The organism is Halovulum marinum (assembly GCF_009697225.1).
Taxonomy (GTDB): Bacteria; Pseudomonadota; Alphaproteobacteria; order Rhodobacterales; family Rhodobacteraceae; genus Halovulum; species Halovulum marinum.
Genome location: NZ_WIND01000040.1, coordinates 1 through 11449, shown reverse-complemented (window position 1 = coordinate 11449; position 11449 = coordinate 1). Strand labels below are relative to the sequence as shown.

The 11449-nt window shown below is 67.1% G+C and carries 13 protein-coding genes; 12 read left to right on the top strand and 1 reads right to left on the bottom strand.

From position 1 onward, the window contains the following. Together GE300_RS23420 and GE300_RS21455 are read left to right on the top strand one after the other, a co-directional pair. Positions 1-687 (top strand): hypothetical protein (locus tag GE300_RS23420; protein ID WP_233417290.1); only part of this gene is annotated, 687 nt, incomplete at its 5' end. Next, positions 647-1597 (top strand): helix-turn-helix domain-containing protein, encoded by a 951-nt coding sequence (locus GE300_RS21455; protein ID WP_154449595.1) that lies wholly within the window; start codon positions 647-649, stop codon positions 1595-1597. The genes GE300_RS23420 and GE300_RS21455, both read left to right, overlap by 41 nt. Positions 1598-1612: 15 nt before the next feature. Here GE300_RS21455 and GE300_RS21450 read toward each other — a convergent pair whose 3' ends face one another. Continuing rightward, complete coding sequence (locus GE300_RS21450) at positions 1613-2413, bottom strand: HNH endonuclease (protein WP_154449594.1); 801 nt, start codon at positions 2411-2413, stop codon at positions 1613-1615. A gap of 358 nt (positions 2414-2771) precedes the next feature. Between GE300_RS21450 and GE300_RS21445 the strand changes: the two genes are divergently transcribed. The 10 genes from GE300_RS21445 to GE300_RS21400 are packed head-to-tail and all read left to right on the top strand — an operon-like array spanning position 2772 to position 11400. Continuing rightward, positions 2772-3365 carry a sigma factor gene (locus tag GE300_RS21445; RefSeq protein WP_154449592.1) on the top strand — a complete coding sequence of 198 codons (594 nt, stop codon included), beginning with the start codon at positions 2772-2774 and terminating at the stop codon, positions 3363-3365. A 22-nt stretch (positions 3366-3387) separates the two neighbouring features. Next, the gene (locus GE300_RS21440; protein ID WP_197717490.1) at positions 3388-3777 is read left to right on the top strand and encodes a hypothetical protein; all 390 of its coding nucleotides are present in this window, start codon (positions 3388-3390) and stop codon (positions 3775-3777) included. Then, complete coding sequence (locus GE300_RS21435; protein WP_325063355.1) at positions 3774-5720, top strand: phage terminase large subunit family protein; 1947 nt, start codon at positions 3774-3776, stop codon at positions 5718-5720. The genes GE300_RS21440 and GE300_RS21435 overlap by 4 nt, the downstream gene beginning before the upstream one ends. Before the next feature lie 2 nt (positions 5721-5722). Next, complete coding sequence (locus GE300_RS21430) at positions 5723-5932, top strand: phage head-tail joining protein (protein ID WP_028030714.1); 210 nt, start codon at positions 5723-5725, stop codon at positions 5930-5932. Next, positions 5932-7461, top strand: coding sequence for a phage portal protein (locus GE300_RS21425; RefSeq protein ID WP_154449590.1), 1530 nt, complete (start codon positions 5932-5934; stop codon positions 7459-7461). The genes GE300_RS21430 and GE300_RS21425 overlap by 1 nt, the downstream gene beginning before the upstream one ends. Positions 7462-7466: 5 nt before the next feature. Continuing rightward, positions 7467-9524 (top strand): prohead protease/major capsid protein fusion protein, encoded by a 2058-nt coding sequence (locus GE300_RS21420; RefSeq protein WP_154449588.1) that lies wholly within the window; start codon positions 7467-7469, stop codon positions 9522-9524. Positions 9525-9539: 15 nt separating this feature from the next. After that, complete coding sequence (locus GE300_RS21415; RefSeq protein ID WP_154449586.1) at positions 9540-10112, top strand: HNH endonuclease signature motif containing protein; 573 nt, start codon at positions 9540-9542, stop codon at positions 10110-10112. A gap of 15 nt (positions 10113-10127) precedes the next feature. Then, the gene (locus GE300_RS21410; protein WP_154449584.1) at positions 10128-10463 is read left to right on the top strand and encodes a DUF2190 family protein; all 336 of its coding nucleotides are present in this window, start codon (positions 10128-10130) and stop codon (positions 10461-10463) included. Next, positions 10463-10774, top strand: a complete 312-nt coding sequence (locus tag GE300_RS21405; protein ID WP_154449583.1) for a head-tail joining protein — start codon at positions 10463-10465, stop codon at positions 10772-10774. The genes GE300_RS21410 and GE300_RS21405 overlap by 1 nt, the downstream gene beginning before the upstream one ends. Beyond that, positions 10771-11400 carry a DUF6441 family protein gene (locus GE300_RS21400; RefSeq protein WP_325063354.1) on the top strand — a complete coding sequence of 210 codons (630 nt, stop codon included), beginning with the start codon at positions 10771-10773 and terminating at the stop codon, positions 11398-11400. Before GE300_RS21405 ends, GE300_RS21400 begins: the two co-directional genes overlap by 4 nt. Positions 11401-11449 lie beyond the last annotated feature (49 nt).

The window sequence follows — 11449 nt, the reverse complement described above, 5'->3', positions numbered from 1 at the left end:
GTGGGCGACTACGACGACGATGACGAGATCAACCTCGTGGTCAGCCACGGCTCCATGGTTTCGACCATGCCGGTCGTTGAGGGCCAGGTCGAACGGGTCATCAGCGTGCGCCAGATTTCTCACGCCGTGCTGCGATACTCCGAGAACACCGGCATGTTGCGGCTGGCCCGCATCCGGAAGGCGCATCAGCCCGAGATCGCGGAACTCTTCGCCTCGATCATCCTAGACAGGCCCAGCTTCTTCGACGGCGACGATGCGCAGGACCTCTATACCCTGCGCCCGGTCGAACTGGCCGGACCGGGCTTCGCCTTCGATGCCGCCTACGATCCGCTGATCGACAAGGTGCTGATCATCGAGGCGGCGGCCGACCTGATGGCGCCCGGCAGGAAGGGGTATCCCCGGGTGGTGCGCACGCTGCGCTCGCGGGACCTCGGCGGTGATGCGCTCCAGCATTTCGGCAGCACGCCGGTCTCGTTCGGTGGTGCCTGGCGGCTGGGCGAGCTCGTGTTCCGGATCCTCTTCAAGGGCGACGGCAAGCGCCAGCCGCAGGTCACGGTCAAGCTGCGGCCACCGGGCGTCGTGCAGTTCCGCCGCACCCAGCACGAGGCGCGGGTGATGAAGCTGATCGAACGGAACGGGCTGATGAATGACCGAGACGATTTTGAGGTTGTTGACGCGGCTGAGTGAGGCTGGCGACGACGCAATCCTGCCCGGCGAGCTTGCCGCGCCGTTCTTCGGTCCGGTCTTCGACCGGCTGCTGGCGAAACGTGTCTTGGTCGAACAGGCGCCGCTCTCCGATTGGGAGGTCTGCGACGGCTGTGAATGCGGACTCCCCTGTCGGCCGATCCGGAAAGCGGGCGATGGATATCGTGCTGAGTGCCCGCTCGACCGCCGACATGACGTCGATCTCACCGAGGACGATCTGCGCGAGTTCCGCATCGGGGCTGCGGCACTGGCATCCGTGATCGGCGCGGCTGCGGGATTTGGCGCGGCCCTGAAGCTGGCGGCAGAGAAGGTCTGGCGGCTCGGCGATACGTCATCTGGTCGGGCGGTGTTTCTCGCGCTGGAGCCCGCAGCCCTGACCTGCGACGGCATCATCGCAACGTTGCGCCAGGCCGCGCAGGGTTCGGACATCACGATCCTTGCGCCGCAGTTGCCAGCGGAGGCGGAGCGGCGACACCACGATGCGGGCTTTCATCTGGTCGAAACCCTCGCGATGCTGATTCCTGCCTCGGATGGCCTCGGCGTCTCAATCGATGTCGCGGCTCTGGCGCCGGTCCCGCTGGCGCCCGTGCTTCGCGTGCGAAGGGCAACGGCCGAGGTTCAATGGGACGGTCGCTCCGTCATTCTGTCGCGTCAGATCTTCCCCGTGTTCGAGCGTCTGGTGGAAAAGGCGCTGTCGCGCGATCAGGTCGCCTCCGGATCCCATGTCGAAGGCACGACGGCGCGCGAGGCCAAGGATTTGATCCGCGAGTTGCGCGACGCGCTCAAGGCTGCCGGGTTCACCGATGCCGAGAGCACGGCCCTGATCATGACCGTCCGAGGAAGGGGCTACCGTCTAGGCGTCGTCGCTGCGGACATCGTTGTTGAAGGCTGAACCGGTACCGTTCACCTACTTCAGATATGCTATAAGAGCATTGACATCGGAAATATCCGGCATTCTGTGGATCATTCGATGGCAATTTGCGCAAAGGACTGCCAGATCGGATATCTTCAATTGCCGCGTCTCGAAGTTTTCCGCGTATGGTACCTTGTGATGAACTTCAAAAATCGACGCGCGAACGTTGTCGGCGTGCGTTATCTTGCAGCATTCACATCTAAGGCCGTATTTATGAAGCGCCATTGCTCGAGCCTTGGAGCTGCGCTCAACACTATTTGTCCATTTCCTACGTTTTTTCTCACTGCGGAATGTTTTCTGGATTCCTGCGACCAAACCTTCAAACCAACCGACCCACGCAGAATCTTCGTTCCCGTAGAGAACTGGAAACTGGCCGGATGGTCTAGGCTGTAGCTCGTCGTGTCTGTTGCCCGCTGGGATCAGAAATGCATTTTCAGGCTGCACCTTCACTCTGCAATAGATCGGCGAACTGCCGGCTTCCAGTTTATCAGGGTGCCTAATCGGATGCGAAAAGACCGTCGCATTCCTATAATATCCGCACAACACACCGCTACTGATGAATATTACTGTGACGTTGGAGACTTCCGCGTCGCCTCTATAGCCACCCAGCCTGCTCAAGTCCCCTCCACCTTCTTTCGGAAGGTAGCCATAAATGAACCCATCTGATGCGACCGAGAAGTTATGGATTTCATGGGGGACCTTGCCGCTTCGCCCGTAGCCCATGACTGGATCTGCGGATAAGTTCTCCCCGTCAAAGCGGGAAAAGTTTTCTACGCGCGCCAACAAGTATGTCATTTTGACCGCTCAATAGAACTTCTGTCCTAGCTTGGGATACACATCTTCAGGGACGATAGATGCTTGTTTCGTGACGAGCGATTCCATCGCCGGGTTCGACCATAGCCTCGAAATCGAACAGTAACAAAGGGATGAGACGGGTCGATTGCGCCCGCAGTATCCGAGTGACCAGCAACCGCGGCAACAGGCTTTGAGCCGACCAAGGCATGAACAGGCGTAGCTGGCCTTCTGTCCGGCTGGCTTTTTAACGCGGCCAGACCCACCAAACCCCCACCTCATTCCCACCCCGTTCCCACCTGCGCGCCGACCGTATCCGGCACCTTGGGCTCATCAGAAACGATGACCGAGGCGCACAGCGATGCAGATCGAACTCTCCCCCAACGACGTTGAAACCATCATCCGCGAATCCGATGCGGCGGCACAGCGGCTTCGGCGCAAGCTGAGCATGCCGGTCTGCGAGCGCGAGGATCTGGGCCAGGACCTCCTGGTCGATCTGCTGCGCCGCTTGCCCGCCTACGATCCCTCGCGCGGCAGCATCGGGGCCTTCGCCAACATCGTGCTGCGTAACCAGTCCTCGCGGATCGCGATGCGCCATCACCGCCAGCGCCGTGCGCAGTGTGGGTCGCTGCTGTCGCTCGAGGTGCCGCTGGCCGGAGCCCGCGAGCCGGTCGGCGACACGCTGACCGAGGACGACGGGCTTGCTGCCTGGCACGGCCAGACCTGCTGCACCGCCGCTGTCACCGAGCTTCACCACGCTCTGCAGGCCGCCCTCGCGCGGCTCCCGGCCGAGGATCGCCGGTTCTGCGCGGCGCTCGCGCATCGCCCTGTCGCCGCGCTTGCGGCCGAGGGTTTCGGCAGCCGGTCCGCGCTCTACCGCCGCCTGGTCGATCTCCGCCACGTCCTCACCGCCCACGGTCTCGGTCCCGCCTGGGACGATCTCGCTGCGGCCTGAGTAGAGGCGAAAGGAGGAGATCATGTTCATGGGCACCACCCCCTTCATCACGGTCCGCGCCCGCCGACCGCTCACCGAGATCGAGTTCTGCGCCTGGGTGGCGCAGGCCGTGCCGGGTGACCGGCTGGAATACCATCGCGGCTTTCTGACGCTCGATCGTTGTCAGGGATTGTCCCGCTTCACGACCGAAGAACGCACAAGGCTGACCTGGCTAGGCGCCCGTGCGTTCTGGGCCGCCGAACAGGGCCTCGTGCACCTGGTGCAAGAGCGCTTGGGTCCCGACCAGTTCGCCTACATCGCCGTCGCCCGCCCCAAGCCGAAGGCCGCAGCCGTGTCGCTGTCCGCGCTCCTGCTCGCCGAGCAGGGGCAGCCCGACCACGCCACCGGTTCGAGTGGTCGGGCTGCCGCGTGACCACCGCCTTCCAATCCCTCTTTGCCGATCATGGAGAGCCGCAGCAGTCCGGCGACCTGATCCCCGACGGCACCTTCGCCAAGCTGGTGATGACGCTGCGCAAGGGCGGCACCGACGGGTCGAGCGATGCGGATCGAGGGCTGCTCAAGGCCTCCAACCAGCCCGGCAGCGACGTGCTGATGCTCGACGCCGAGTTCACCGTGGCCGAGGGCCCGCATGCCCGGCGCAAGTTCTGGCAGAACTTCACCGTGCAGGGCGGCAAGCTCGACGAGCAGGGCCAGTCGATCGGCTGGAAGATCTCGAAATCGACATTTCGCGCCATGATCGACAGCGCGCTGGGGCTGAACCCCGAGGACATGAGCGAGGCGGCGAAAGCCAAGCGGGTGCTGCGCGGGCTCGCCGATCTCGACGGCATAAGCTTCGTGGCCAAGATCCAGATCGAGCCGAGCCGCAACCCCGCCTACAAGGACGCCAACAAGCTCGACCATGTCGTGCTGCCGACCGCGCCCGAATGGCAGAAGGTGATGGCGGGCGAGCCCGTGCCCGCGCAGCCCTCCAACAAACCCCGGCCCGCCGCAGCAGCCACGCAGCCCGCGACCCCGGCATGGGGCCACCGGCGCAAGGTGTTCCTGGTCTCGACGCCCACCATCCGGGGTCTGAGCCGGATCGAGCGGGAATACGACGCGTCCGACCAGCGGCGGTATTTCGTGCCGTGCCCGCATTGCGGCGCGATGCAGTGGCTGAAGTTCGACCGGCTGCGCTGGCAGAAGGGTCGTCCGGAGACGGCGGAATATCACTGCGAGGGCTGCGAGCGGCCCATCGCGGAACACCACAAGACGGCGATGCTGGAGGGCGGCGAATGGCGGGCAACCGCCACGGCCGCCGATCCGACCACGGTCGGGTATCACCTCTCGGCGCTCTATTCGCCGATCGGCTGGCTGAGCTGGGGGCGGATCGTGCGGGCATGGGACGCGGCTCAGGGGTCGGACGAGGCGATCAAGGCGTTCCGCAACACGATCCTCGGCGAGACATGGGTCGAAACCGGGGAGGCGCCCGACTGGCAGCGGCTTTACGACCGCCGCGAGCGCTGGACATCCGGCACGGTGCCTGCGGGCGGGTTGTTCCTGACCGCCGGCGCCGACGTGCAGAAGGACCGGATCGAGGTCGATGTCTGGGCCTGGGGCCGCGGACTTGAAAGCTGGCTCGTCGATCACGTCGTGATCGAGGGCGGACCGGATCGGCACGATGCGTGGTCGGAGCTAACCGCGCTGCTGGATCGGTCCTGGCCGCATGAACGCGGCGCGCAACTGCGGATCGCGCGGCTGGCCATCGACACCGGCTACGAGGCCCCGGCGGTCTATTCCTGGTCGCGGGCGCAAGGCTTCGCGCAGGTGTCGCCGGTGAAGGGTGTCGAGGGCTTCAACCGCTCGAGCCCGGTGTCGGGCCCGACCTTCGTGGACGCGACCGAGGGAGGCAAACGCCTGCGGCGCGGCGCGCGGCTCTGGACCGTGGCGGTCTCGACCTTCAAGGCCGAGACCTACCGCTTCCTGCGGCTGGTGCGGCCGACCGAGGAGGAGATGGCCGACGGCGCGGCGTTCCCGCCCGGCTCGGTGCATCTGCCGCACTGGGTCGAGAACGAATGGCTGAAGCAGTTCGTGGCCGAGCAGCTGGTCACGGTGCGCACCAAGCGCGGCTTCGCCCGGCTGGAATGGCAGAAGCTGCGCGAGCGCAACGAGGCGCTGGATTGCCGGGTCTATGCCCGCGCCGCCGCCTGGATCGCCGGCGCGGACCGCTGGCCCGACGAGAAATGGCGCGATCTCGAGGATCAGCTCGGGGCCGCCCCCACCGACACCGATCCCGCCGGACAGATCAACCGGCCGGGACAGGCCCCGCAGGGCAAGCGCCGCTCCGACTGGCTCGGACGGCGCGGAGGATGGTTCTGAAGATGACCGACTGGACGGAAACCGAGCTCTCGGCGCTGCGCCGGGCCTATGCCAGCGGCACGACCCGGGTCAGCTATGACGGCAAATCGGTCGACTACGGCTCGGCCGAGGATCTGCTCGCCCGCATCCGCACCATCGAGCGCGCCATCGCAGGCACCACGCGGCCGCTGCCGGTGGCCGGACTGGCTGGATTCTCGCGCGGGGACCGCTGATGTCGGCCAACTGGTTCGACCACGCCATCGCGACGGTTGCTCCGCGCATGGCGGCCCGCCGCGTGATGGCGCGACAGGCCTTCGAGACCCTGATGCGCGGTTACGATGGCGCCGCGCGCGGACGACGCACGGAGGGCTGGCGCGCGCCCGGATCCTCCGCCGACACCGAGATTGGCGTCGCCGGGGCGCTGCTGCGGGACCGGATGCGCGATCTGGTGCGCAACAACCCGCACGCGGCCAAGGCCGTGGCGGTGCTGGTCAACAACATCATCGGCGCGGGCATCATGCCCCGCGCCGCGAGCGGCGACGACAAGCTCGACCGGAAGGTCGACGCGCTCTTCGAGCGCTGGACGGCGGAGTGCGACGCCGACGGCCAGCTCGACTTCTACGGCCTGCAGACGCTGATCTGCCGGGAAATGGTCGAGGCGGGCGAGGTGCTGGTGCGCCGCCGTCTGCGGCGATCCTCGGACGGACTACCGGTGCCGCTGCAATTGCAGGTGCTGGAGGCCGACTTCCTCGACGCCACGAAATCCGGCGCCATCGGCGCGGGACGGCTGGTGCAGGGGATCGAGTTCGACCCGGTCGGCAAGCGCCGGACCTACTGGCTCCATGCCGAACACCCGGGCGACGCCTACGGGTCACTGCAGAACGGGTTGCATAGCCGCCCGGTCCCCGCGACCGAGATCGCCCATGTCTACGAGAAGCAGCGCACGCAGGCCCGCGGCGTTCCCTGGGGCGCGCCGGTGATCCGGTCCTTGCGCGATCTCGACGATTACGAGGTGGCGGAACTGGTCCGCAAGAAGACCGAGGCTTGTGTCACCGCCATCGTCTTCGGCGATGACGAGGCGCAGCAGGGTATCGCGCCGTCTGTGGTCGATGCCGATGGCAACCGGGTGGAGCAGTTCGAGCCGGGGCTGATCGCCTATGCCCGCGGCGGCAAGGACATCCGGTTCAACCAGCCCTCCGCTACCGGCGGCTACGGCGAATACAAGCGGGCGAGCCTGCACACGATCTCGGCGGGCTTCCGGGTGCCCTACGAGCTGCTGACCGGGGACCTCTCCCAGGTGAACTATTCCTCGATCCGGGCGGGGCTGGTGGAATTCCGCCGCCAGATCGACGCCGTGCAGTGGCAGCTGTTCATCCCGATGTTCTGCGCGCCCGTCTGGCGGTGGTTCACGGAAGCCGCATGGGCGGCGGGCCAGATCCCGTCGCCCATCGTACCGGTCGAATGGTCGCCGCCGAAGTTCGAGGCGGTCGATCCGCAGAAGGACGCGATGGCGAACCTGCTGTCGATCCGCTCCGGCACCATGACGCTGGCCGAGGTGATCGCGAAACAGGGCCGCAACCCGGACGCCGTGCTGGCTGAGATCGCCGCGACCAACGCCAAGCTCGACGCGCTCGGGCTGGTGCTCGACAGCGATCCGCGGCGGGTGACCAAGACCGGCAGCGCGCAGACCAGCGATCCGGCGAACGACGACCCGGCCGCCGACGCGGACAATGACCCGGCGCAGGCCGACCAACAGGACTGACCTTCATGGACACGATGATCGAACTGCCGGCCATGCGCCGGTCGGCGGAGCTTGCGCCGAACACGGCCGATGCCGACAGCCGCACCGTCGAGGTGGTCTGGTCGGCCGGGGCCCGCGTCCGGCGCGCGACCTTCTTCGGGGAGCCCTACGACGAGGAGCTCAGCCTCGACCCGGCCCATGTCCGGCTCGACCGGCTGAACGCGGGCGCGCCGTTCCTGAAGGTGCATGAGCTCGACACGCTCGACGCGGTCATCGGCTCGGTCGTGCCTGGCTCGGCCCGGATCGAGAACGGCCGCGGCATCGCCTTGGTGCGAATCTCCGAGCGCGCCGATGTCGAGCCGATCTGGCGCGACATCCAGGCCGGGCACATCCGCGCGGTCTCGATCGGCTACCAGGTGCACCGCTTCGAGGTCTCGAAGCCCGAGGCCGCCCGCGAGCTCTGGCGGGCGGTGGACTGGACGCCGTTCGAGGTTTCCGCCGTCGCGGTCGGCGCCGACCCCGCCGCGGGCTTCCGCGCCCAGCATCCCCTTCACGACTGCGTCCTTCACCGCCGGGACGCCTCTTCCAGCACGAAAGGACCGACCCCGATGACGGACAAGACCCAGACCCCGGCGCGCGACGCCGCAACCCCCGCCACCATCCAGCCGACCGAGCCGGTCGAAACCGAGGACACCCCCATGACCGAGCCGAAACCGGCTGCGCCCGACCCGAAGGTCGCGGCCAGCGAGACGCGCAGCCAGCCGAAGCCGCAGGCAACTCCCGCGCCCGACACCGAGGCGGTCGCCACCCGCGCCCGCGAGGCCGAGCGCGACCGCGTCTCCACCATCTACGATCTTGCAGGCCGCCTGAACCTCGAGCGCGGCTTCGCCGAGGATCTGGTCAAGCGCGGCGTCAGCGTCGACGAGTCCCGCCGCCTGATCCTCGATCAGGTCGCCGCGAAGTCGGACGAGACCCGGACCTTCCCGCATGTCTCCGTCCCGCTCGGCGGCAGGGACGAGCGGATCACCCGCCGCGACGCGGTGGCCAACGCGCTCCTGCATCGCTACAGCCCGACGCTGTTCCAGCTGGAGGACGCCGCCCGCCAGTATCGCGGCATGACGCTGCTGGAACTGGCCCGCGAAAGCCTCGGCAATGCCGGGGTCAACACCCGCGGCCTGTCGCGCGACGAGGTGGCGACGCGGGCGCTGCACTCGACCTCGGACTTCCCCGAGATCCTGTCGGCGGTCACCAACAAGACCCTCCGGCAAGCCTACGAGGTCTATCCGCGTACCTTCATGCTGTTCTGCCGCCAGGTGCTGGCCACTGACTTCAAGGCGATGCACCGGGTCCAGCTTGGCGAGGCCCCGCAGCTGTTGGAGGTGAGCGAAAGCGGCGAGTTCAAGCGCGGCACGCTCGGCGAGAGCAAGGAGAGCTACAAGGTCAAGACCTATGGCCGGGTGGTCGCCATCACCCGCCAAACCCTGATCAACGACGATCTCGACGCCTTCACCCGGATCCCGGCGATGTACGGCAACTCCATCGCCCAGCTGGAGTCGGACGTGGTCTGGGGCATCATCACCGCCAACCCGGCGATGGCCGACGGCAACGCGCTGTTCCACACCACCCACAAGAACCTGGCAGGTACCGGGGCGGCGCTTGATGTCAGCAGCGTCGGTGCGGCCCGCGCCGCCATGGCCAAGCAGACCGGGCTCGACAAGAAGACGGTGCTGAACGTCCGCCCCGCCTTCCTGATCGTGCCCGCCTCGCTGGAACTAAAGGCCGAGCAGTTGGTCGCCCAGAACCTGGTGCCCGCCGCGACATCCAGCGTGGTGCCGCAGTCGATCCGCACGCTCGCGCCGATCAGCGAGCCCCGGCTCGACGCAAACAGCGAGACCGCCTGGTATCTGGCGGCCAGCCCGAACCAGATCGACACCATCGAGTACGCCTATCTCGAGGGCCAGCAGGGCGCTTACATCGAGACCCGCAACGGCTTCGACGTCGACGGCGTCGAGATCAAGTGCCGCCTCGACTTCGGCGCCAAGGCCATCGACTGGCGCGGACTCTACAAAAATCCTGGGGCGTAGGTCCGGCTGGCTCCCATGACGATCGATGATCGACAGGGCGCGGTGCCGATCCCCGGTTTCCCCGGATACCACATCGACCGGACCGGCCGGGTCTGGAGCGCGCACCGCAAGGGCAGGATCCCTCGTGGTGCGTGCTCTCGCTGGCTGGAACGCCACGACTGGGCGCTGCGCCAGCCGTGGCGCGACCCCGAAGGCTATCTGCACCATACGCTGGTCCGCGAAACGGCAGGCAGCCGCCAGCGGATCGCCTTGCACATTCTGGTCGCGACCACGTTCCTCGGGTCGCGACCGGAGGGGTTGGTCGTCGCCCATCTCGACGGCGACAAGTCCAACAACCGGGTCGAAAACCTCGCCTACGTCACGCAGCGTGAGAACATTGAGCACAAGCGCGACCATGGCACGATGCCCTGCGGCGACCGCTCGCACCTCTCTCGCCTAACCGATCATCAATGCAGCCGGATGCTCGACTGCCTCGGCGCGGGGTTCTCCCGCCGGGAGGTGGCCGGGGCGTTCGGCGTCACCGTCAGCCACGTCGCCGCCCTGAAGACGGGCCGCATCCGAAAACACCTGACCAATCAGCGCGTCTGAGAAAGGACCCTCCCCATGAAAACCTACGTCCAGCCCGGCAACACAATCACCCTGACCGCGCCCTATGCCGTCGTCTCCGGCGATGGTCTGCTCGTCGGCTCCATCTTCGGCATCGCCGCCGGAGCGGCCGCCCTCGGCGAGCCCGTCGAGACCGCGCTCGTCGGCGTCTTCGACATCACCAAGGTCGGCTCCCAGGCCTGGACCGTCGGTGCCAAGGTCTTTTGGGAGGACACCAACAAGCGCTGCACCACAGTCGCGACCGACAACACCCTCATCGGCGTGGCCGTCGAGGCGGTGGCGAGCGGCGCGGGCGACACCATCGGCCGGGTGCGGCTGAACGCGGCGTTCTGATGAGCGCCTTCGCCGCCGCCGTGGGCGCGCTCTTCGCCGATCCCAACATCGGCCGGGACGCGGTCTACATCGCCGACGGCGGCGCGCCCGTGCTGGTGCGCGTCGTCGCCCGGCGTGCGGATGTCGTCTCCGACTTCGGCGATGCGCGGCTCTGGTCGGAAACCACCCGCATCGATTTGCGTGTCGCCGAGGTGGCGAACCCGCGCCCGGGCGACCGCATCGAGATTGACGATGACGCCTTCCTCATTCAGGGCGAGCCCGTCCGTGACCGCGAGCGGCTGGTCTGGACCGTCGATCTGAGGCCCGCGTGAAACTGAAGCTCGACATCGATCCCGACATCGTCGCGATGATGGCGGCGGAGGTGGCAGCGGGCGAACGCGCCGTCACCGCCGCCATGCGCGAGGCCGGGACCGGGTTGAAGTCTGCCTGGCGGTTGCAGATCACCGGCGCGGGGCTCGGCACACGGCTGGCCAACTCGATCCGGAGCCAGAACTTCCCGAGGTCGGGCGAAAGCCTGGACGCCGCCACTCTGGTCTGGTCCAAGGCCCCGGTCATCGTCGGCGCGCACGACACCGGTCCTCTGATCCGCTCGAAGGATGGGTTCTGGCTGGCGATCCCGCTGCCTGCCGCAGGCAAGTCCCTCCGAGGCGGCAGGATCACGCCCGGCGAATGGGAGCGCCGCCGTGGCCTGCGCCTGCGCTTCGTCTATCGCCGCACCGGTCCGAGCCTGCTGGTGGCGGAGGGACGGCTGAACACGAAGGGCCAGGCCGTTGTGTCCCGCTCCAAGACCGGGCGCGGCAAGGTCACCGCGCCGATCTTCCTGCTGGTGCCGCAGGTCAAACTGCCGAAGCGGTTGGACCTGGCGCGGGATGCGGCGCGGGCGCATGAGGCCGTGCCGGGGCTGATCGTGGCGAACTTCTTTGGTTGCCGCCCGTGATGCAAGAGTGTTCTGACCTTTTTGGGGTGTGATCGAATGCGAACTTCTT

Excerpts from the sequence above, each read along its gene's own strand:
- GE300_RS21425 (WP_154449590.1), top strand. The coding sequence starts at position 5,932 with ATGTCGGCCAACTGGTTCGACCACGCCATCGCGACGGTTGCTCCGCGC.
- GE300_RS21410 (WP_154449584.1), top strand. The coding sequence starts at position 10,128 with ATGAAAACCTACGTCCAGCCCGGCAACACAATCACCCTGACCGCGCCC.
- GE300_RS21450 (WP_154449594.1), bottom strand. The coding sequence starts at position 2,413 with ATGACATACTTGTTGGCGCGCGTAGAAAACTTTTCCCGCTTTGACGGG.
- GE300_RS21445 (WP_154449592.1), top strand. The coding sequence starts at position 2,772 with ATGCAGATCGAACTCTCCCCCAACGACGTTGAAACCATCATCCGCGAA.
- GE300_RS21415 (WP_154449586.1), top strand. The coding sequence starts at position 9,540 with ATGACGATCGATGATCGACAGGGCGCGGTGCCGATCCCCGGTTTCCCC.
- GE300_RS21405 (WP_154449583.1), top strand. The coding sequence starts at position 10,463 with ATGAGCGCCTTCGCCGCCGCCGTGGGCGCGCTCTTCGCCGATCCCAAC.
- GE300_RS21440 (WP_197717490.1), top strand. The coding sequence starts at position 3,388 with ATGTTCATGGGCACCACCCCCTTCATCACGGTCCGCGCCCGCCGACCG.
- GE300_RS21420 (WP_154449588.1), top strand. The coding sequence starts at position 7,467 with ATGGACACGATGATCGAACTGCCGGCCATGCGCCGGTCGGCGGAGCTT.
- GE300_RS21430 (WP_028030714.1), top strand. The coding sequence starts at position 5,723 with ATGACCGACTGGACGGAAACCGAGCTCTCGGCGCTGCGCCGGGCCTAT.
- GE300_RS21455 (WP_154449595.1), top strand. The coding sequence starts at position 647 with ATGACCGAGACGATTTTGAGGTTGTTGACGCGGCTGAGTGAGGCTGGC.